Source organism: Kocuria sp. HMSC066H03 (assembly GCF_001812045.1).
GTDB classification, from domain to species: Bacteria; Actinomycetota; Actinomycetes; order Actinomycetales; family Micrococcaceae; genus Kocuria; species Kocuria rhizophila.
Genome location: NZ_KV807509.1, coordinates 599,173 through 615,923 on the forward strand (window position 1 = coordinate 599,173; position 16,751 = coordinate 615,923).

Annotated in this window: 17 protein-coding genes; 2 read left to right on the top strand and 15 right to left on the bottom strand. The window is 72.3% G+C overall.

Features of this window, described 5'->3' with window-relative positions; translation table 11 throughout:
* Positions 1-90: 90 nt before the first annotated feature.
* The 5 genes from mutM to coaD all read right to left on the bottom strand — a co-directional run bounded on the left by mutM (position 91) and on the right by coaD (position 3,215).
* On the bottom strand, positions 91-1,020 hold the full coding sequence (gene mutM / locus HMPREF2833_RS11455; protein ID WP_019308959.1) for a bifunctional DNA-formamidopyrimidine glycosylase/DNA-(apurinic or apyrimidinic site) lyase: 930 nt from the start codon (positions 1,018-1,020) through the stop codon (positions 91-93).
* A 7-nt stretch (positions 1,021-1,027) separates the two neighbouring features.
* Positions 1,028-1,732: a ribonuclease III gene (rnc, locus tag HMPREF2833_RS11460; RefSeq protein ID WP_019308958.1), complete on the bottom strand. Its 705-nt coding sequence runs from the start codon at positions 1,730-1,732 to the stop codon at positions 1,028-1,030.
* 1 nt (position 1,733) lies between these two features.
* On the bottom strand, positions 1,734-1,937 hold the full coding sequence (gene rpmF / locus HMPREF2833_RS11465; protein WP_012398114.1) for a 50S ribosomal protein L32: 204 nt from the start codon (positions 1,935-1,937) through the stop codon (positions 1,734-1,736).
* 2 nt (positions 1,938-1,939) lie between these two features.
* Positions 1,940-2,530: a YceD family protein gene (locus HMPREF2833_RS11470; RefSeq protein ID WP_039101902.1), complete on the bottom strand. Its 591-nt coding sequence runs from the start codon at positions 2,528-2,530 to the stop codon at positions 1,940-1,942.
* 214 nt (positions 2,531-2,744) lie between these two features.
* Positions 2,745-3,215 carry a pantetheine-phosphate adenylyltransferase gene (coaD, locus tag HMPREF2833_RS11475; RefSeq protein ID WP_019308956.1) on the bottom strand — a complete coding sequence of 157 codons (471 nt, stop codon included), beginning with the start codon at positions 3,213-3,215 and terminating at the stop codon, positions 2,745-2,747.
* A 136-nt stretch (positions 3,216-3,351) separates the two neighbouring features.
* On the opposite strand from coaD, the gene HMPREF2833_RS11480 reads away from it, so the two are divergent.
* The gene (locus HMPREF2833_RS11480) at positions 3,352-4,593 is read left to right on the top strand and encodes an aminotransferase class I/II-fold pyridoxal phosphate-dependent enzyme (protein ID WP_070638361.1); all 1,242 of its coding nucleotides are present in this window, start codon (positions 3,352-3,354) and stop codon (positions 4,591-4,593) included.
* A 43-nt stretch (positions 4,594-4,636) separates the two neighbouring features.
* Here HMPREF2833_RS11480 and HMPREF2833_RS11485 read toward each other — a convergent pair whose 3' ends face one another.
* Genes HMPREF2833_RS11485 through thiL form a run of 4 tightly spaced genes read right to left on the bottom strand, consistent with a single transcriptional unit; the run spans position 4,637 to position 9,684 of the window.
* The gene (locus HMPREF2833_RS11485) at positions 4,637-5,257 is read right to left on the bottom strand and encodes an RsmD family RNA methyltransferase (RefSeq protein ID WP_070638363.1); all 621 of its coding nucleotides are present in this window, start codon (positions 5,255-5,257) and stop codon (positions 4,637-4,639) included.
* Complete coding sequence (locus tag HMPREF2833_RS11490) at positions 5,254-7,644, bottom strand: ATP-dependent DNA helicase RecG (RefSeq protein WP_246829138.1); 2,391 nt, start codon at positions 7,642-7,644, stop codon at positions 5,254-5,256. Before HMPREF2833_RS11490 ends, HMPREF2833_RS11485 begins: the two co-directional genes overlap by 4 nt.
* Complete coding sequence (locus tag HMPREF2833_RS11495; protein ID WP_029603083.1) at positions 7,641-8,588, bottom strand: DAK2 domain-containing protein; 948 nt, start codon at positions 8,586-8,588, stop codon at positions 7,641-7,643. Before HMPREF2833_RS11495 ends, HMPREF2833_RS11490 begins: the two co-directional genes overlap by 4 nt.
* Positions 8,578-9,684, bottom strand: a complete 1,107-nt coding sequence (gene thiL / locus HMPREF2833_RS11500) for a thiamine-phosphate kinase (RefSeq protein ID WP_070638366.1) — start codon at positions 9,682-9,684, stop codon at positions 8,578-8,580. The genes HMPREF2833_RS11495 and thiL overlap by 11 nt, the downstream gene beginning before the upstream one ends.
* Positions 9,685-9,771: 87 nt before the next feature.
* On the opposite strand from thiL, the gene HMPREF2833_RS11505 reads away from it, so the two are divergent.
* Positions 9,772-10,422, top strand: coding sequence for a DUF3515 family protein (locus tag HMPREF2833_RS11505; protein ID WP_308302112.1), 651 nt, complete (start codon positions 9,772-9,774; stop codon positions 10,420-10,422).
* Here the strand turns inward: HMPREF2833_RS11505 and HMPREF2833_RS11510 are convergent.
* The 6 genes from HMPREF2833_RS11510 to leuD form a co-directional block, all read right to left on the bottom strand.
* Complete coding sequence (locus HMPREF2833_RS11510; RefSeq protein ID WP_246829139.1) at positions 10,413-11,486, bottom strand: sulfite oxidase; 1,074 nt, start codon at positions 11,484-11,486, stop codon at positions 10,413-10,415. The genes HMPREF2833_RS11505 and HMPREF2833_RS11510 overlap by 10 nt on opposite strands.
* A gap of 67 nt (positions 11,487-11,553) precedes the next feature.
* Positions 11,554-12,705, bottom strand: coding sequence for a D-alanine--D-alanine ligase family protein (locus tag HMPREF2833_RS11515; RefSeq protein ID WP_070638372.1), 1,152 nt, complete (start codon positions 12,703-12,705; stop codon positions 11,554-11,556).
* Positions 12,702-13,772 carry an NAD(P)H-dependent glycerol-3-phosphate dehydrogenase gene (locus HMPREF2833_RS11520; protein WP_019308947.1) on the bottom strand — a complete coding sequence of 357 codons (1,071 nt, stop codon included), beginning with the start codon at positions 13,770-13,772 and terminating at the stop codon, positions 12,702-12,704. The genes HMPREF2833_RS11515 and HMPREF2833_RS11520 overlap by 4 nt, the downstream gene beginning before the upstream one ends.
* Entirely contained in the window at positions 13,769-14,581 is an 813-nt protein-coding gene (locus HMPREF2833_RS11525) for a lysophospholipid acyltransferase family protein (protein WP_070638375.1), read from the bottom strand. Before HMPREF2833_RS11525 ends, HMPREF2833_RS11520 begins: the two co-directional genes overlap by 4 nt.
* Before the next feature lie 112 nt (positions 14,582-14,693).
* Positions 14,694-16,013: a UDP-N-acetylglucosamine 1-carboxyvinyltransferase gene (murA, locus tag HMPREF2833_RS11530; RefSeq protein WP_019308945.1), complete on the bottom strand. Its 1,320-nt coding sequence runs from the start codon at positions 16,011-16,013 to the stop codon at positions 14,694-14,696.
* Positions 16,014-16,110: 97 nt separating this feature from the next.
* Positions 16,111-16,710, bottom strand: coding sequence for a 3-isopropylmalate dehydratase small subunit (leuD, locus tag HMPREF2833_RS11535; RefSeq protein ID WP_019308944.1), 600 nt, complete (start codon positions 16,708-16,710; stop codon positions 16,111-16,113).
* Positions 16,711-16,751 lie beyond the last annotated feature (41 nt).

The window sequence follows — 16,751 nt, forward strand, 5'->3', positions numbered from 1 at the left end:
CGTTCCGGGCCGCGGCAGATCCGCCACCGATGGGTCAGGGACGGCCTCACGGGACCGGGACCGCCCACCCCCTGTGGCTCACGGCGGGGGCTACGCTCTGAACCGCCTGGGCCGCCTCTGGCACCGCGAGCACCGGTACGAGGAGCGGTTCGCGAACTGCTCGCGCACGATCACGCCGTCCTCCCCTGCCGCCGCGCAGCGCGGGCAGGGTTGCCCCGCCCGGCCGTAGGCGTTGAGCGAGCGTGAGAAGTACCCGGACTCCCCGTTCACGTTGACGTACAGCGAGTCGAAGCTCGTGCCGCCCGCCGCCAGCGCGCGGCGCATGACCTCCTGGCACGCCGCCACCAGTGCGCGGGTGCGGGGCGCGGTCATCGTCTCGGTGGGTGCGGCCCAGTGCAGCCGGGCGGCCCACAGAGCCTCGTCCGCGTAGATGTTCCCGATCCCGGAGATCAGCCCCTGGTCCAGCAGCGCGCGCTTCAGGCCCGTGCGGCGCCGTCGCAGGGCGGTGTGGAAGGCGTCCACGTCGAAGAGCGGGTCCAGGGGGTCGCGCGCAATGTGCGCGGCGTGCTCCGGCACCGTGCCGTGACCGTCCGTGCTGGGCACGAGCGGATCGAGCAGCATGCCGCCGAAGATCCGCTGGTCCACGAACCGGGCCTGCTCCGGGAGGGCGGCACCGGCGTCGTCGTGGGCCGGAGAGAGGGCGAGGCGGATGCGCTCGTGGCGCGGCTGCGGCTGGTCCGCGGAGGCCACCAGGAGCTGGCCGCTCATGCCCAGGTGCACGAGCAGCGCCTGCGACGGCTCGCTGCCGGGGCGCTCCCGCAGCGGGAGCCACAGGAACTTGCCGCGCCGCTGTGCGGAGTCCACGCTCAACCCGGCCAGGCGCTCCTGGAAGTCCAGGACACCAGCGGTGTGGCGGCGCAGGGAACGGGCGTCGAAGACCTGCACGGACTCGACGGTGCGGCCAACCACCCAGCGCTCGACGCCGCGGCGGACCACCTCGACCTCGGGCAGCTCGGGCACGGTGCGCTCAGCCCTTCGCGGGCAGACGTGTGGCCAGGGCCTCGCACGCGGCGGCGGCCGCGGCGCGCTCGGCGGCCTTCTTGGACGTGCCCTCCCCGTGGCCGAGCACCTGCCCGTCCACCACGGCATCCGCCGTGAAGTGGCGTTCGTGGTCGGGGCCGGTACCCTCCACCTCGTAGCGCACGGTCCCCAGACCGTGCTGTGCCACGAGCTCCACGATGTGGGTCTTCCAGTCCTTGCCCTCGTGCAGCACCCGGGTGTCCTCGAGCAGGGGGATCATCATCCGCAGCACAAGGTCACGCGCGGGCACGGGCCCCAGGGACTCGTACACGGCGCCGATGACGGCCTCCGTGGTGTCCGCGAGGATCGATGCTTTGTCACTGCCGTGGGTGCGCACCTCGCCCTTGCCCAGGCGGATGTGCGGGCCCAGCCCCAGGGAACGGGCCACACCGGCCAGCGCGCGGGCGGAGACCACCGAGGCGCGCAGCTTGGCCAGGCGCCCCTCGTCCCACTCGGGGTAGCGGTGGTAGATCTCGTCCGTGACCGCGAGCTGCAGCACGGCGTCCCCCAGGAACTCCAGGCGTTCGTTGTGCACCTCCCCCGGGTGCTCGTACGCGTAGGAGCGGTGCGTCAGCGCAATGCGAAGCGTCTCGGTGTCGAGATCGACACCGAGACGCTCAAGCAGTTCGCCGGGATCCGGCAAAGCGGTCACCTTACGCGTCAGCGACCTTGCGACCCTTGTACTCGTAGAACAAGGGGGTGCCGGCGGAATCGGAGACCAGCTTGGCCTGGTGCGGCAGGCTGTAGCTGACCTTGCCATTCTCCACGGTCTTCACCAGTTTGGGGGCCTGAGCCTTCCACTGGGACCGGCGCATGCGGGTATTCGCACGGGACATTTTCCGCTTGGGAACAGCCACGGCTATCTCTCTTCTCTCGTGTCGGTTGTCGGCTCCGACGGTTCCGGATCCTCCGAGTCGGTCAGCAGCCCTGCGAGGGCGGACCAGCGGGGATCCTTCACGTCGTGGTGGTGGTCCGGGTCGTTCTCGAGCCGTGCGCCGCACTGGGCGCACAGGCCCGGGCACTCGGCCCGGCACACCGGTTGGAACGGCAGCTGAGTGATCACTGCGTCCCGAAGCATCGGTTCGAGGTCGATCTCCTCGTCCCGCACCTCATACACTTGCTCGTCCTCGACGTTCTCGTCACCCTGCGGAGACGGTTCGAAGACGAAAAGCTCTTGCACGTCGACCGGTAGTTCGTAGTCAATGGGGTCGAGGCATCTGCTGCACTCCCCGTGAACACTGACGATCACGGTTCCGGACACCAGGATACCGTCGTGGACGGATTCCAGGCGCAGCTGCAGCTCCATGGGCGCGCCCTCGGGCGAACCGATGAGCGCCGTACCGAAGTCTTTCGGTGCGGGTGCCTCGACATCCAGGGTGTCCATGGTCCCCGGGCGGTGTTGCAGCTCCCTGACGCTGTACGCGAGGGCTGAACTGTTGCGGTGATTCACGGAACTCCTGGCTAACGACACTGGCCGACAGAACATCCTAGCACGCGGCAGGACCGCGGTTCATCCCGCAGCTCGGTCCAGGTTTCTCGCGATCCCGTGCTTCCCATGAGCCCGTGCGCCGACTGCCGCACGTGCCTGCGTGCCCGCCGGCCACTGGGCCGTCACCGCGAGCGGCCCGTCCGCCAGCCCCGGCCCGGTTCCCGACGCCGCCCGCTCAGCGGATCTCGATGGCGTGCAGCACCTCGGGCGGCACGAAGGACGCGATGTCCCCGCCGAGCGCGGCCACCTCCATGACCAGGGAGGAGGACACGTGCAGCAGGGAGGGCTCCCCGGGCAGGAACACGGTCTCCACGCCGGTCAGCGAGCGGTTCATGGTGGCCATGGGCAGCTCGTAGTCGTAGTCCGCGCCGTTGCGCAGACCCTTGACCAGGGCCACGGCCTCCCGGCGCTCGGCGTAGTCCGCGATCAGTCCGGACTCCAGTGGCTCCACGACCACGGCGGGCTCGTCCGCGAAGACCTGGCGCACCAGCTCGATCCGCCGCGCCTCGCTGAAGCGGTGGCTCTTGTTCGGGTTCGTGGACACCGCCACGACCACCTCGTCGAAGATGTGGGTGGCGCGGCGGATCACCGCGCAGTGACCGAGGTGCAGGGGGTCGAAGGAACCCGGGCAGATGGCGCGTCGCATGGGCCCACCCTAGCGGCAGCGGGCCTCCCGCGGGGCCTGCGTTCCCGGGGGCGCCGAGCCGCGCACCCACCGGGTCTGTGCGCCCCGGACGTGCAGACCCCGCGTGCGGTGGGGTCGGAGTTCCTAGACTGGGCCCATGACATCCGCCGCTGAGAACCTCTCCTCCCCCACGTCCGCCGTACGCGCGCCCTGGCAGCGCATGGCGGCCGGCGGAGGGCTCCTGGACGCCGCCGGGGGCCTGCGCTCCACGGTGTTCGAGGAGATGACAGGCCTGGCCCGGCGCACCGGATCGGTCAACCTGGGCCAGGGCTTCCCGGACTTCGACCCGCCGCAGCAGATGCTCGACGCCGCGGCGGCCGCCCTGCAGGCCGGTCACCACCAGTACGCCCCCATCATCGGGGTCCCCGCGCTCCGTGAGGCCGTCGCCGCGCACCAGGCCACGCACTACGGCTTGGACGTGGATCCGGACACGGAGGTGCTCGTGTGCGCCGGCGCCACCGAGGGTGTCACTGCGGCGCTGCTGTCCCTGCTGCAGCCCGGCGACGAGGTGGTGCTGTTCGAGCCCCGCTACGACCTCTACGGCGCCGTGGTGGAGTTCGCGGGAGCCACCGCGGTCCCCGTGCCGTTGCTGCCGCCCGCGTTCACACCCGACCCCGACGACGTGCGCGCGGCGTTCTCCCCGCGCACCCGCGCTGTGGTGCTCAACGACCCCCACAACCCCACGGGCACGGTGGCCTCCCGGAAGTTCCAGGAGCTGGTCGTGGAGCTGGCCACGGAGTTCGACGCCGTGGTCGTCACCGACGAGGTCTACGAGCACCTGCGCTTCGACGGGCCCCACCGGCCGCTGAGCACTCTCCCCGGCGCGGCGTCCCGCACCCTGAGCGTGTCCTCCGCAGGCAAGACGTTCTCCGCCACGGGGTGGCGCGTGGGCTGGGTGACCGGACCCCGTGAGCTGCTGCGCGGCGTCGTGGCCGTGAAGACGTACCTGTCCCACAGCGCGGCGGCCCCGTTGCAGCACGCCGTGGCGGCGGCCCTGTCCCTGCCTCCGCAGTTCTTCGAGGGTCTGCGGGAGGACTACCGCGAGCGCCGGGACGTGGTGGTGTCCGGGCTGCGGTCCGCGGGTCTCACCCCGCCCGAGCCGCAGGGCACGTTCTTCGCGGTGGCGGACGTGAGCAACCACTACCCCCTGGCCGGTGTCGGCGATGCCGCGGGACTCGCCCAGCACTGGGCGGAGAACGCGGGCGTCGTGGGCATTCCGGTGTCGGCGTTCGCGGGCCCCGCCAACCAGGGCCTGTACGCGGACTGGCTGCGGCTCGCCTTCTGCAAACGCGCGGACGTGCTGCGCGCCGCGATGGCCGGGCTGGTCGCGGCTGTCTGAGCCCGCCCGCCGCGCGGTCTCCCGGGCGGCGGGCGACGATCCGTCAGCCGTGCGCGGCACCGCCCTCGGCCGCGTCCTGCGTGGTGGCCGTGTCCGACTCCTCGTCCGTCTCCAGGTACCAGATGACCGTCTCACCGTGTTCGCTGGTCTCGAAACGGCGCAGCCCCTTCGGCCACGCCGGTTCCCCGGTGCGTGCGGAGCGTTCGACCGCGATCACCCCGCCCGGACCCAGCCGCCCCACGAGCAGCGAGAGCATGCGCGCGAGCTCCTCGTTCTCCAGCGGATAGGGCGGGTCCGCGAGCACGAGGTCCCAGCGGTGGAAGGGAGCCCGCCCGAGATAGCCGGCCACGCCCGCGTGCACCGTGGTGATCTTCGCCCCGGGGCACGACGCCGCCAGCAGCGCCGCGTTCTCCCGGCACACCCTGGCCGCGGCTCCCGCCTTCTCCACGAGCGTGACCGTGGCTGCGCCCCGGCTGGCGGCCTCCAGCCCGAGGGCGCCGGAGCCGGCGAAGAGGTCCAGCACGCGGGCGTCCTCGCACATGCCCCACGCGTCCAGCCTGCCGAACAGGGACTCCTTGACGCGGTCCGTGGTGGGCCGGGTGGCCGAGCCCGGCACGGATTTGAGGTGCTGTCCCCCGGCGCGGCCGGCAATGATGCGTGTCATCCTCGCTCCAGAAATGCTTGTCGGTCCTCGTCCAGCACACGCTCGATGCTCTCCCGCAGCACGGGGTGGTTCCCGAGCCCTGGGTCCTCCCGGATGACGGCCTCCGCGGCGTTCCGGGCCCGTGCCACGAGCGCCTCGTCCCGCAGGGCGCCCACCCAGCGCAGCCCGGAACGACCGCCGGACTGGGAGGCCCCGAGGATGTCTCCCTCCTTGCGGAGCTTCAGGTCCGCCTCCGCGAGCTCGAAGCCGTCAGTGGTGGCGGCCACCGCGTCCAGCCGGGCCCGGGCAGGGTGGTCCGGCGCCACGCGGGTGACCAGCAGGCACGTGCTCGCGTGCTCGCCACGTCCGATCCGGCCCCGCAGCTGGTGGAGCTGGGAGATCCCGAAGCGCTCGGGGTCCACCACCACCATGAGCGTGGCATTGGGCACGTCCACACCCACCTCCACCACGGTGGTGGACACGAGCACGTCCACCTCGCCGGCGTCGAACGCCGCCATGGTCCCGGCCTTCGTGCCGGTGTCCTGGCGCCCGTGCAGCACCGCGATCCGCGCGGAGCGCAGCTCGGGCTGGGCCGCCACGAGCTCCTGGAGCCACGCCACAGTGGCGGGTTCCGGCTCCTCCTGCTGGGCCTCCAGGGAGGCGCGCAGGGACGCGAAGGGCGGCAGGGCGGCGTCGTCGCCGATCTTGGGTGCCACCACGTACACCTGGCGTCCTGCGGCCACGTGCTCCGCGGCGAGGGACCAGACCCGGCGCTCCCACGAGGGCCCGTGCTCCGCGAGACCCACCACGTGGGTGGTGATGGGGCGGCGGCCCCCGGGCAGCTCACGCAGGGTGGAGACGTCCAGGTCCCCGAAGACCGTCATGGCCACGGTGCGCGGAATGGGCGTGGCGGTCATCACGAGGGTGTGCGGTGTGCTCGCGGCCTTGCCCCGCAGGGCGTCCCGCTGCTCCACGCCGAAACGATGCTGCTCGTCCACCACGGCCAGCCCGAGGTCCGCGAACTGCACGTTCTCCTGGATCAGGGCGTGGGTGCCCACCACGATCCCGGAGGCCCCGCTCGCGATGTCCAGCAGGGCCCTGCGCCGCGCGGGCACGGACATGCTGCCCGTGAGCAGGGTGACGCCCGTGGCCAGGGGGTCCCCGCCGAGCCGCCCGGGCTCGGCGAGCGGGCCGAGCGCGGCCGTGATTTTCTCGTAGTGCTGGGTGGCGAGCACCTCGGTGGGTGCGAGCATCGCGGCCTGGCCACCGTGGTCCACCACCTGCAGCATGGCACGAAGGGCCACCACGGTCTTGCCGGACCCCACGTCACCCTGCAGCAGCCGGTTCATGGGCGCGGTGCCCGCGAGCTCGTCCGAGATCTGCTCCCCCACCTCGCGCTGTCCAGGGGTCAGCGCGAACGGCAGGGCCGCGTCGAAACTCGCGAGGATTCCGTCCTCGCGCGGCGGGCGCGGATCCGCCGGGTGGGACGCGTGCTCCGCCCGCCGGCGGACGAGCTCGGTCTGCAGAACGAACGCTTCCTGGAAGCGGAACCGACGGCGGGCCCGCTCGTACGCCTCGACCGTCTCGGGGCGGTGCAGGTCCCGGTAGGCCTGGCCCAGGGGCGGCAGCTCCTCCGCGTCCCGCAGCTCCGGAGAGAGCGGGTCCTCGAGAGAGTCCAGGTCAGCGGTGAGCAGCAGCTGCTGCACCACCTTGCCGATCCTCGGCGTGGTCAGCTTGCCGGCCTCCGGGTACACCGGGATGGGCATCAGCTCACCGGTCTCCGACGAGGCCCCGGACACGGCCTCGGGGGTCTCCACGGGCGCGTAGTCCGCCCCCGTCATGGACAGCTCACCCCGGTAGAACTCGGGTTTGCCCGTGAACAGGGCCAAGGACCCCACCGGGAGGTCCTTCTGCGCGGAGTAGGCGTTGAAGAACGTGATCTTCAGCTGCGCCCCGGAATCATCCGCCACCACGACGTCCGTGAGACTGCGCCGGGGATCGCTGCGCATGCGGCGGGTGCTGGAGGACTCCACGCGGGCCACGAACGACGTCCGTTCCCCGGCCACGAGGTCCGTGAGCGCCTGGATCCTGCCCCGGTGGATGTAGCGCCGCGGTGCGTGGTCCAGCAGCTGGCCCACGGTGGTGATTCCGAGGTCCTTGGCGAGCAGGGCCACGGTGGAGCGCGGCGAGGAGCCGGGGACGTAGCGGGTGAGCGGCTGGTCCAGCAGCCCCACGAAGGCCGAGTGGGCCCGCGTCTGCGCGGGGGGCGGGGCGGGGACCTCCTCTGCGGTGGCCCCCGGGTCCGGGGACGGCGCCGCCTGCGGTTCCAGAGCGGTCGTCCGCGCAGTGCGACCGTCCCCGGGCGGCATGTCCAGGGGCAGCGGCTCGGGCACCTCCCGGGTGGTCACCGGGGCTCCGCCGCGAGGGTGGTGACGGTGACGTTGCGCGCGGTCCCGCGGCCCCGCATCAGGTCCAGGGCGGTCTCCGGGTCTGCCACGTGGACGTGCACGCGCCACGTGTAGCCGTCCTCGTGGTCTCCCACGGCGCTCACGATCACGCTGCTGCCGGCGTCGTCCAGCTCGTGGCGCAGCTCGGCGGCGTCCAGGGCGGAGAGGTCCATGGTGCCCATGACCTCGTACCCGTCCTGACGCTCGAGGGTGGTGTCCGAGAGGGGGTGGGTGTGCTGACGGATGACCTCCACCACGGGGTCCTCGGCGGCGGGGTGGCCCGCGAGCGCGGTGCGCAGCGCGCTGAGCACGATCAGCATGCCCAGGGCCCCTGAGTCCACGGTGCCGCGCTCGGCGAGCACGGGGATCTGGGTCACGGAGTCGATCACGGCGCACGTGGCGGCCGCGACCACGAGGTCGAGCCACTCCACGAGCTGCTGGTTGGAGCCGTCCGGGGAGGTGTCGGGGACCGGGACGGCGCCGGCGGCGTCGAGCACGGACAGCATGGTGCCCGGGACGGGCTCGGTGAGCGCGGACGAGCAGCGCACGTGGGCCGCCATGAGCGCGGTCTTGAGCTGCTCCGCCGTGAGCCGGGTGCTGCCCTCCACCACGCCTCCCATGGCGGTGAGGGTGAGTGCGGCGAGCATCCCGGAGTTTCCGCGCGCCTCCTCGAGCGCGGCCTGCCCCGCGTACACGAGCAGCTCCCCCACGTCCCTGCCCTCGATGAGGTGGGCGGCCTCCGCCGCGTGGCCCACCGTGATGCTGAGGTTCGAGCCCGTGTCCGCGTCCGCCACGGGGAACACGTTGAGGTTGTCCAGCACGTCCGCGTGCCGGCGCAGCTCCCGGTGCGCGGTGTCGAGCCAGTCGCGCACCTCGGTGGTGGAGGAGCCTGGCTTATGGCTCAAAGTGATCCCATCCTTCAACGACGTCGCGCCCGAGCCACTCTGCGGGGGCCTGTCCGGCAATGGTCACGGCCGGGCTCGGCGCATCCGTTCCGGGGCGCGGATCCGGGGTGGGCCCGTCCCTGTGCCGCCCTCCCGCGGGGTCCGCGGGCGCACACGAGCCTATCGCACGGACCCCGGGAGGCAGCCGGGAATCCACAGGCAGCACCGCGAGCAGACCGTGGTCCTCCCCGCCCGTGAGCACCCACTGCCACGGGTCCACCCCGGCGGCCTCCCCGGCCCGCCGCAGCCGGGTGACGTCCGGCTCCAGGGCACCCGGATCGACGTCGATGCGCACCCCGCTGGCGCGTGCGATTCGCCCGGCGTCCTTCAGCAGGCCGTCGGAGACGTCCAGCATGGCGGTGGCGCCGGCCCGGGCGAGTTCCCGCCCGGCTGTCACGGGTGGTTGCGGCCGCAGCTGCGCCGTGTGCAGCTCCCGCCGCTCGTCCGCGGGCAGCGCGTCCCAGCTCCCCGGCACGGGGCTCTGCAGGGCGTCGAGCCCGGCTGCCGCGCACCCCAGCACGCCCGCGTGCACCAGCACTCCCCCGGTCCGCGCACCGCTGCGCAGCACGGGGCTCTGCTCGCAGCGCCCCAGCACGGTGGCGGTGATCGACAGCTCCTCTCCCCTCCCGAGGTCGCCGCCCACCAGGGCGCACTCGCGCGCACCGAGGTTCTCGAACGCTCGGGACAGCCCGGCGGCGAACTCGGTGACCCACGCGATGGGCGTGTCCCCGGGCAGGGTCAGGGACACGACCACGGCCGTGGGGACGGCGCCCATCGCGGCCACGTCCGCGAGGTTCTGGGCCGCGCACTTGTGGCCCAGGTCCGTTCCCGAGGTGCGCACCCCGCTGGGCCACACGGTCCGGAAGTCCTGGTCCAGGGTGAGGGTGTCGGTGGTCATCACCACGCGTCCCCCCGGGGTGGTGACCACGGCGCAGTCGTCCCCCGGACCCACCTCCACGTGCGGTCCGTCCGTGGTGGCCCCGGGGAGGAAGGCCTCCAGCAGGCGCGCCTCACCCACCTCGGAGACCGTGGCCGTGTCAGCGCCCTCGTGCGTCATACCCCGCACCCTAGCCAGCGGCTCCGACGCGCTGGAGCGCACGCGCACCCACCCGGCTCCGAGGCCCGGTCCACTATCCTGGGCCCCATGGTCTCCCCGTTCCGACGCCGCTCCGTCCTGTCCACCGCGCGCACCACCACCTGCGTCGCAGCAACCCCGGGGACGGAGACCCCCAGGGCCGGGCGCACCGGGGCCGGGTGCACCGGGGAGGCTCAGGGAGGGACACACCCGGCGGCGTCGTCCACCGGCCCACGACGCCGCCTGGCCGTGGGCGCCGCGGCCCTCACGAGCGCCGTCGTGCTCACCGGCTGCGGCTCCACCGTGACCGTGGACCCCGCTCCGGACGCCGCGAACCCGGACTGCGCGCCCGTGATGCTCGCCATGCCGGACGAGGTCAGCGGCATGGAGCAGCGGGAGACGTCCAGCCAGGGCACCACCGCCTACGGGGACCCGTCCGCCATGATCGTGCGCTGCGGCGTCGAGGAACCGGGGCCCACCACGGAGCCGTGCACCGATGTGAGCGGCGTGGACTGGCTCATCTCGCAGGTTCCCGGCCAGGAGAACCAGTGGCGGGCCGTGACCTACGGCCGTTCACCAGCGGTCGAGGTGCTCTTCGACGGGCAGCGCGTGCCGTCCTCGACCGCTCTGGTGGACACCGGCTCCGCCGTGCAGAGCATCCCCCAGGAGCGCACGTGCGAGTCCGTGGCGGACGTGAAGAAGGAGCCGGCTCAGCCCTGATCCCCCGCTTGGTTGACCCGCACGCGGGCCCACGAGTTGTTCACGTACCCCTTGGGGTTCCACAGCGTCCGCGCGGACTCGGGCTGGCACGCGCCGGTGGTGTCCCAGGCGCGAGCCACGAGTGTGTGGGGTCCCGGCCCGGCCAGGTCCACGGTGGTCTCCCAGTGCCGCCACGCCCACGGTGACGGCTCGGGCCCGAGCTCCGCGGCCTGCCACGAGTGCCCGCCGTCCGCGGAGACGTCCACGCGGGCGACGCCGCGGTCCTCCCCCGCGTGCGCGTAGCCCAAGATCCGTACCTCCCCGGTGCCGACCGCCTGGCCGGGCTCCGGGGCGAGGATGTCGCAGTTCAGGGCCACCGGGCCCAGGGAGATCCCGTCCCCCGGCCCCGCCGCGTCCGGATCCGCCTCCGGCTCCAGCACCCGGTACGCGGTGGCCTGGAAGTAGTTCTCGGACGGCTCGGCGCGCACCGTGACGCGCGTGACCCACTTGACGCTGCGCGTCCCGATCCAGCCGGGGACCACCACGCGCACGGGCCCGCCGTGCACCGCGGGCAGCGGGGCGTCGTCCATGGCCCACGCCAGCAGGACCTCGTCCGCCAGTGCCTTGGACAGCGGCACCGAGCCGCCGTAGTGCTGGGGAGGGTCAGCGATCTCGGAGACGTCCGGCGCCTCGAACTCCACGTGTCCCGCGGAGTCCTGGACGCCCACCGCGCGCAGGACGTCCGCCAGACGCACGCCCGTCCACCGGGCCGTGGACGTGGCACCGGGACCCCAGGGGTCCTCGCCCGGGACGTCACGGACCTCCAGGAACCCCTCCCGACGGTTGCCCGCGCACTGCATCGTGGCAGTGACCGTGTGGTGCGCGAACTCCTCGCGCAACCGCTCCAGGGTGAACCGCACGGGCTCGGCCACCAGTCCGGTGACCTCCAGGGTCCACGTCGCGGCGTCGAGCTGCGGAACGGGTCCGTGGTTGCGCACGTAGAAGGAGTCCGCCGGGGTGAGTGTCTCGTGCAGTCCGGCTCGCGGGGGTTCGGCGTTGTACGGGTCGCTCTCGTGGACGATCATGTCCGCGCGCTTGCACCACACGGTGTGCCTCTCTGCCGTCAGTCCCCTGGCACGGGGCGGTTGCCGGTCAGCGTAGTCCCACGGGCCGTTCCAGGGCCAGGGTGATGAGCTCGTCGATCAGGGTGCTGTAGTCGATCCCGGAGGCCGCCCACATGCGCGGGTACATGGAGATGGGCGTGAACCCCGGCATGGTGTTGATCTCGTTGATGACCACGCGCTGGTCCTGGGTCACGAAGAAGTCGCAGCGCGAGAGCCCCTCGCCGTCCACGGCGTGGAACGCGCGCACGGCGTCACGGCGCAGCGTCTCGATCACGTCCTCCGGCAGCCGCGCCGGGCACGAGAGCGTGGCGCCGTCGGACTCCACGTACTTGGCCTCGAAGTCGTACAGGGCGTGGCCGTGCACCTCGATCTCGCCGGGCAGGGAGGCTCGGGCCTCGTCCGTGCCGTGCCCGCCCAGCACGGCGCACTCGATCTCCCGGCCGTCGATGCCGGCCTCGACCACGAGCTTGAGGTCGTGCTCGCGCGCCGTGGCGATCGCGGCGTCCAGCTGGGAGGGCTCGTCCACGCGCGTGATCCCGAACGACGAGCCGGCGCGCGCCGGCTTCACGAACACCGGGAAGCCGAGCTCTGCCACACGATCGCGCACGCCCTGCGGATCGGTGCGCCACGTGCGGTCGTGGACCACGGTGTACGGGCCCACCTCCAGGCCGGCGGCCTCGAACGCGAGCTTCATGAAGTGCTTGTCCATCCCGATGGCCGACGCCGCCACGCCGCACCCCACGTACGGCAGGTCCGCGAGCTCCAGCATGCCCTGCAGCGTGCCGTCCTCGCCGAACGGCCCGTGCAGCAGCGGGAACACCGCGTCGATGTGCCGCCCGCGGGACAGCGGAGCCCCGTGCTCGGAGGTGTCGTGGATCAGCAGCCGGCTGTCCCCGGCCTGCAGCGGGAGGCTCACGCGGTGGGGGCCCACGGGCAGCTGCGCCATGGGCTGCTCGTCCAGCAGCGCCTCGAGCTCCTCCTGGGAGCACAGGAACCACGCGCCGTCCGGGGAGATCCCCACGCTCACCACGTCCCAGCGGTCCCTGTCGATCGCGCGCAGCACGGACCGGGCGGTGATGAGCGAGATGGAGTGCTCGGACGAGCGGCCGCCGAAGACCACGGCGATGCAGGGCTTCTCACCCTCCGCCGTGGCCTCCGGGGTCTCGTGGGTGGTGCTCATGCGGTGTTCCCTTCGGATTTCAGGTCTCGGCCCAACAGTCGGGGGGCCAGTTCGTGGACGGGTGTCTCGCCCCTCAGCACGCTCACCACGGCCTCCGTGATGGGCATGTCCACGCCGTGGCGCCGTGCCAGCTCCAGCACGGCGGGGGCGGACTTGATCCCCTCGGCGGTCTGGGTCATGGCGTCCTGCACCTGCGCGAGGGTCAGCCCCGCGCCCAGGAGCCTGCCGGCCGTGTGGTTGCGGGAGAGGGAGGACGAGCACGTGGCCACCAGGTCGCCCATGCCGGAGAGACCGGACAGGGTGGTGGTGCGGCCACCGAGGGCCAGGGCGAGCCGCGTGGTCTCCGCGAGGCCGCGCGTCATGACGGAGGCCTTGGAGTTGTCCCCGTACTCGCGGCCGTCGCAGATGCCCACGCACAGGGCGATCACGTTCTTCACGAGCCCGCCGATCTCCGTGCCCACCACGTCCGTGTTGGTGTACGGGCGGAAGTAGGGCGCCGCGCAGCAACGGGCCACCCACGCCGCGGTCTCGTGCTCCGGCGCCGCCACCACGGAGGCCGTGGGCTCCTCCCGGGCGATCTCCATGGCCAGGTTCGGTCCGGACAGCACGCACGTGCGCCGGGCCCAGTCCTGCTCGGGGACCCCGGTTGCCTCCGCGAGGACCTCGGCGATCACCTGGGTCATCCGCAGCCCGGTGCTGGACTCCAGGCCCTTGGCCAGGGACAGCACCACCGCGTCCGGCGCCACCGCCGGGGCGGCGATCTCCAGCTGGGCACGCAGCGCCTGCGCGGGGATCGCGGCCACCACGAGGTCCGCGCCGTCCAGGGCCTCGGAGAGGTCGCTCGAGACCGTGAGTGCTGCGGGCAGGTCGATCCCGGGGACGTAGCGCTCGTTGCGCCGTTCGCGCGCCATGCGCTCGACGGCCTCGGGGTCACGGCCCCACAGGCACACGGTCCGCTCGGCACCGGCGTCCACGGCGGCGTCGGCGAGGACCTTGGCGAAGGTGGTGCCCCACGATCCGGCGCCGAGCACCGTGATCCTGGCGGGTCCCTGCGGACGCGCGCTCACGGGGCCACGCTCCCGCCGGCGGAACCGAGGTCGTCCTCGGGCACCGCGGCGTCGCCCGGGTCCGACGACGCCGCCCGGCGGGGCGCGCGCGGATCGAGCAGTTCCTGCGGCGCGGGCTCACCGCGCAGCTCACCCAGCAGGCGGGCCACCGTGACCATGATCGTGGCCGTGGCGGTCGCGAGCTCCTCGCTGCTCGGCTCCCCCGGGTGCTTCAGCCCACCGGGCACCAGGTCGGAGGCACGCAGGGGCTCACCCACGATCCCGTCCACGCGCTTGGGCGGGAAGGGCTTGGCGGTGCGGTGGCCCTGGGGGTCCCGGTAGACGATCTCCTGGTCCCCCCAGTGCACCATGGGCACCACGGGAACGTCCGCCTGCAGCGCGAGGCGCGCGGCACCCGTGCGCCCGCGCATGGGCCACATCTGCGGATCGCGCGTGATGGTGCCCTCGGGGTAAACGATGATCGCTCCCCCGCTGGCCAGCTCCGCGAAGGCGGCCTCCAGGGAGTCCTTGGCCCGGGAGGTGCCCCGGTAGACGGGAACCTGCCCGATCCGCGTGAGCACCGGGCCCAGCACGGGCACCCGGAACAGGGACTCCTTGGCCAGGAACCGCGGCATCACGCCCGCCTTGTAGACCGCATAGGCCACGGTGATCGGGTCGATCTCCGTGAGGTGGTTGGAGACCACCACGAAGCCGCCGGACGCGGGGATGTTCTCCGTGCCTCGCCAGCGCGGCACCGCGAGCGAGCGGTACGCGGGGATCACGGCCGCGGCGATCAGCCGGAACGTGGATCGTTGCGACGTTCTGCTCATCCGGAGACCCCCTCCTCGGGCAACGGTGCGCGGGAGACCCGCGCGGTGTGCGGTGCACCCGGGAGGACCGGGGCGCGGCGGCCGCAGTGCCGGACGCTCAGGACACCGGGCGTCACTGCTCGGTGACGTCGAAGTTGGCGCCCAGTCCGCCCAGCTTGTCGGTGAAGTGCTCGTAGCCCCGCTTGATGAGCTCCACCCCGGTCACCGTGGACACGCCCTCGGCGGAGAGCGCCGCGATCAGGTGCGAGAAGCCGCCGCGCAGGTCCGGGATGTTGATGTCCGCCGCCTGCAGGGGCGTGGGTCCCGAGATCACTGCGGAGTGCAGGAAGTTGCGCTGCCCGAAGCGGCACGGCACGGAGCCCAGGCACTCGCGGTGCACCTGGATGGTCGCTCCCATGCGGTTCAGGGCGCGGGTGAAGCCGAAGCGGTTCTCGTACACGGTCTCGTGCACGATGGACACGCCCTTGGCCTGGGTCAGCACCACCACGAGCGGCTGCTGCCAGTCGGTCATGAACCCGGGGTGGACGTCCGTCTCCACGATCAGGGGGTTCAGGTCCCCGCCCGGGTGGAAGAAGCGGATGCCGTCCTCACGGATGTCCAGCCCGCCGCCCACCTTGCGGAAGGTGTTGAGGAAGGTCATCATGTCCGCCTGCTTGGCGCCGGCCACGAAGATGTCCCCGCCCGTGGCCAGGGCCGCGGAACCCCACGACGCCGCCTCCATGCGGTCCGGCAGGGCGCTGTGCACGTAGCCCTGGAGCTCGGGAACACCCTCGATGCGGATCACGCGGTCCGTCTGCACGGTGATGAGCGCGCCCATCTTCTGCAGGATCGCGATCAGGTCCATGATCTCGGGCTCGGTGGCCGCGCCGCGCAGCTCGGTGTGGCCCTCGGCGCGCGTGGCGGTGAGCAGCACCTGCTCGGTGGCGCCCACGGAGGGGTAGGGCAGGTCGATCTTGGCACCGTGCAGCCCGTGCGGGGCGCTCATCCGGATGCCGGAGTCCAGCTTCTCCACCTTGGCACCGAAGTTGCGCAGCACCTCCAGGTGGTAGTTGATCGGGCGGTCCCCGATCCGGCAGCCACCGAGATCCGGGATGAACGCCTCACCCAGTGCGTGCAGCAGCGGACCGCACAGCAGGATGGGGATGCGGGAATCCCCCGCGTGGGCGTCGATGTCCGCGTGGCGCGCCCGCGTCACGTTGGTGGGGTCCAGCGTGAGGCGCCCCAGGGCGTCGTCGCGGGTGACCTCCACTCCGTGCAGCGACAGCAGGTCGGTGACCACCTCGACGTCTTTGATCTCCGGAACGTTGCCCAGGGTGGAGGCCGAGGCGCCGAGCAGCGCGGCCACCATGGCCTTGGGGACCAGGTTCTTGGCGCCGCGTACCGTCACCTGACCCGTCAGCGGAACTCCGCCGGTGATGCGCAAAGAAGTCATGACCTACCGATCTGGGGGAAGTGATCTCCCGCGCGCGGAACACGCACGGGACCTCGACATTCTACCGGCCCGGACCGGCTCCCGGTCCAGCCGGCTGTCAGACTCTGGCGGGGAGCGTGGTGGGCTTGTACTTCGGCCTGTCCCGCTCGTAGGCCTCGATGTCCGTCTCCCGCTGCAGGGTGAGACCGATGTCGTCCAGGCCCTCCATGAGCCGCCAGCGAGTGTAGTCGTCGATCTGGAACGGCACGGTCACGGCTCCGCAGGTCACGGTGCGGGCCTCGAGGTCCACCTCGACCTCGATGCCGGGCTGCTCCTCCATGAGCTTCCACAGCAGCTCGACGTCCGACTGGTCCACCTGCGCGGCCAGCAGGCCCTGCTTGCCCGAGTTCCCACGGAAGATGTCCGCGAAGCGCGATGAGATCACGGTCTTGAAGCCGTAGTCGCGCAGCGCCCACACCGCGTGCTCGCGGGAGGATCCGGTGCCGAAGTCGGAACCGGCCACCAGGACCGAGGCGTTGGCGTACTCCGGACGGTTGAGCACGAAGTCGGGATTCTTGCGCCACCCGGCGAACAGGGCGTCGTCGAAACCCGTCTTGGTGATGCGCTTGAGGTAGACGGCGGGGATGATCTGGTCCGTGTCCACGTTGGACTGCTTCAACGGGGCGGCCACGCCGCGGTGGGTGGAGAACTTCTCCATGGCTGTGTCCCTCTCTGCTGGTGCTGCGGGCGGCTGTGGTG

Bases quoted from the DNA above. Each gene is read 5' to 3' on its own strand.
- thiL (WP_070638366.1), bottom strand. From the start codon at position 9,684: ATGACGCACGAGGGCGCTGACACGGCCACGGTCTCCGAGGTGGGTGAG.
- HMPREF2833_RS11510 (WP_246829139.1), bottom strand. From the start codon at position 11,486: ATGATCGTCCACGAGAGCGACCCGTACAACGCCGAACCCCCGCGAGCC.
- HMPREF2833_RS11505 (WP_308302112.1), top strand. From the start codon at position 9,772: ATGGTCTCCCCGTTCCGACGCCGCTCCGTCCTGTCCACCGCGCGCACC.
- HMPREF2833_RS11485 (WP_070638363.1), bottom strand. From the start codon at position 5,257: ATGACACGCATCATTGCCGGCCGCGCCGGGGGACAGCACCTCAAATCC.
- coaD (WP_019308956.1), bottom strand. From the start codon at position 3,215: ATGCGACGCGCCATCTGCCCGGGTTCCTTCGACCCCCTGCACCTCGGT.
- leuD (WP_019308944.1), bottom strand. From the start codon at position 16,710: ATGGAGAAGTTCTCCACCCACCGCGGCGTGGCCGCCCCGTTGAAGCAG.
- HMPREF2833_RS11525 (WP_070638375.1), bottom strand. From the start codon at position 14,581: ATGAGCAGAACGTCGCAACGATCCACGTTCCGGCTGATCGCCGCGGCC.
- HMPREF2833_RS11480 (WP_070638361.1), top strand. From the start codon at position 3,352: ATGACATCCGCCGCTGAGAACCTCTCCTCCCCCACGTCCGCCGTACGC.
- HMPREF2833_RS11515 (WP_070638372.1), bottom strand. From the start codon at position 12,705: ATGAGCACCACCCACGAGACCCCGGAGGCCACGGCGGAGGGTGAGAAG.
- murA (WP_019308945.1), bottom strand. From the start codon at position 16,013: ATGACTTCTTTGCGCATCACCGGCGGAGTTCCGCTGACGGGTCAGGTG.